The organism is Methanosarcinales archaeon (assembly GCA_014859725.1).
Lineage (GTDB): Archaea > Halobacteriota > Methanosarcinia > Methanosarcinales > Methanocomedenaceae > Kmv04.
In genome coordinates this window covers 1-2603 of the sequence record JACUTQ010000233.1, presented here as the reverse complement: position 1 = coordinate 2603, position 2603 = coordinate 1, and the positions used below count along the sequence as shown (strand labels likewise).

3 protein-coding genes are annotated in these 2603 nt (G+C 38.7%); 1 reads left to right on the top strand and 2 read right to left on the bottom strand.

Annotated features, from left to right (window positions below; translation table 11 throughout):
* Together brxC and IBX40_12605 are read right to left on the bottom strand one after the other, a co-directional pair.
* Nucleotides 1-1080, bottom strand: a 1080-nt coding sequence (gene brxC, locus IBX40_12610; protein MBE0525151.1) for a BREX system P-loop protein BrxC, incomplete at its 3' end; no start/stop codon positions are given.
* 5 nt (nucleotides 1081-1085) lie between these two features.
* Nucleotides 1086-1676: a DUF1788 domain-containing protein gene (locus tag IBX40_12605; protein MBE0525150.1), complete on the bottom strand. Its 591-nt coding sequence runs from the start codon at nucleotides 1674-1676 to the stop codon at nucleotides 1086-1088.
* A 471-nt stretch (nucleotides 1677-2147) separates the two neighbouring features.
* Here IBX40_12605 and IBX40_12600 point away from each other — a divergent pair, with 471 nt between their 5' ends.
* Entirely contained in the window at nucleotides 2148-2339 is a 192-nt protein-coding gene (locus tag IBX40_12600) for a hypothetical protein (protein ID MBE0525149.1), read from the top strand.
* Nucleotides 2340-2603 lie beyond the last annotated feature (264 nt).

Here is a 2603-nt window from a genome sequence, read left to right as displayed (position 1 = left end):
TTCAGTATAGAATGAAGCAAGCATCTCACTGTGCTCTACTTTCTTAAGCAATATCCTCTTCTTGATTACTTCATCCACATTTGCACTTGATAAACTCAGCCTCGTATCAAAACGTGCCTGTATCTTTGAGAAATCATTACCTTTGACCTTATCCTTTGTAACAGTATCAATATCAGCCTGGGATGTCACGATCACCCATGCCTTCCCCATCAGCTTTGTACCAAGCTCTTCCACAACAGTCTGGAGGTTGAGCATCAATTCACTATCTTCGCCTATGTACTGTCCGATCTCATCTATAAGGAAAATTATCTGATGGTCTTTGCCTTTTGACCTGCAGTATTTATCAATCTTCTTTGCGAACTTCTCAACATCAAGATGGTAATTTCGGCCGTCACTCTCAAACAACCGCACAGATTCGTCTCTGCTTTGAAATCCGCAATTGGTAAGAGCCTCTATAATGTCATCATTGTTAAAAGCATATGATTCTCTTTTTTCTTCCCAGGTATCACCGCTTAATGTTAATACCTCTGCTTTGAAAGCATCGTATAATCCCTTATCCTGCAAATGTTCTTCAAGTTCAGCGATCCAGAAGACATCTCCAAAGAAGCCCCTGTTTTCATTGAACGCTCTCATCAAAATATTGACGATCCGTTCTTTGCTATCACCTGCTTTGGAGTCTATATTGAAAAGAATAACATCCTTTGTACCATGATTCACTGATTTTTCGATGGTACCGAACATCTCAGGGTCATGAATCTTTTGTCTGAAAAAATCAAGAGCTGTTTTATCATATACAGTTTTGTTTTCAAGCAAGTATGATAAGATCTTAATAAAATGGGATTTACCAGAACCAAAAAAACCAGATACCCACGCCCCGATCTTATCTGTTGGTGTATGAGTGGCACTGTAATATCTGTCAAAGAACCTGTCAAAATGTTTCAACGACTCTTTCGTAACCACATATTCCTCAAGTTCGATATAGACGCTATCATCATCGTTTTTATCTACCTTGATAACCCCGTCAATCTGTCTTTTAATATCCTTCTGAAATAGGTCCTCAATCTTAACATTTGCAGACATTTTTATCACTCTAAGATCTCAGATATTTTATCATTGATAAGGGGAAATGCACGGTAATAATTTCCGTCTGTAAATTTTCCAAATAGGCTCAGTTCATAATTGTCATATTTTCCCGGGTAAAATGTTACCAACGGGACATTGCCCAATACTGGTTGTAAATTGTTGAGAATTGAATGAGACCGTACAAGAGGCCACGCTTTACCCACACCGGTCAAAAACATTAATTGAACATCTCCACTGGATTCCATCTTTACTTGTATAGCTTTCTTGACGATTTCAGGTTTGAGCATAATTTTCAGTTTTTTAAGCAATTCATCTGAACCGTTCTTATTTTCAAATTCGAATATCGTATCATTATTAAGTTTATTATTCAACAATTCCAGACACATTTCAAATAAATCAATGACAAGGACATTCACAGATATTTTTCCCAGATTAAGTGTAATTTTATCGATTGTTTCACGGACAAGCAACTCTTTTTCAGGAGGATAGTCAAATATCCAGAATGGAATCTCATTACCAAGTCCTCTTGCGCACAGAAAGTCATCATTTTGAACTTTTTGTTTTAGCAAATCTAAGCGCTCTTCAAGTTTCATCGCAATTAAATTAATAAAGATATTATTTAAGGCTGTGGATTTAACGTAAAGTTAATCTTTGTAACCTTATTATTCTTGATATTGAATGTCAGATTTACGATACTTTAAATCAGTGTCCTGAAATGCGAGACTTTTTATTATTTTCGGGTAGATCTGGAAAACCGCCGAGTACGCAGAGGGACGCAGAGAAAAATAACAACCCTCCGCGTTCCTCCGCGTCCTCTGCGGTTAATCTTTTTTGCTATGACCCATTCCAGAATAAATTAAAAAGTCTCTGAAATGCTAACTCCCCTCCGCCATTTTCCACTCACCTGCGTTGCCCCTGATGCACTTGACCGGCTGTCCAGACATAAGGGTGCAGACAGGTGTGGCTGTCCATGAAAATATAATTATAGAGTAATTTAATTGGGGCAATATGATTAGCAGTCCCTGCCACCGCAGCCCGTCAGGGGGGCATGGTGGCAGCCAGCCTTGTTGATTCATGTAGCCTGGGTCCGGAGAGTCAGGAATGTGAAACAGGGTGCCGACTATGAATATGATTCATGCCTCCTCCTGCTGGGGGTCGCTATGTGGGGGTGGATATGCGCCGGGTGTGAGTTAGGGAAGTTGTATTCAGTTGTTGTGTGTATGCCGTCATACCTGTTGAAATATATTACTATTTAATTTTAAAACCACGGAGGACACAGAGTGCACAGAGCGTTTTTGCTTTTCTCTGTGTTCCTCTGTGGTTAATATTGAACTGATTCCAGCCCCTCTCTGGTACACCCATATCACAGGGCTCATCTTGATGATATTGTATATATTTTTAAATACCTCCGTACTCGTAAATATACCTATTTTTTAGTACATGTATATTTTTGAATACCCCTAAAGTGGGTAAAATTCCGAATAGGAAATCGACTATAAATTATGTGATTTTTCGATATT

What these genes read in the sequence shown, in the direction of transcription:
- IBX40_12605 (MBE0525150.1), bottom strand. Translation starts at nt 1,676, where the DNA reads ATGAAACTTGAAGAGCGCTTAGATTTGCTAAAACAAAAAGTTCAAAAT.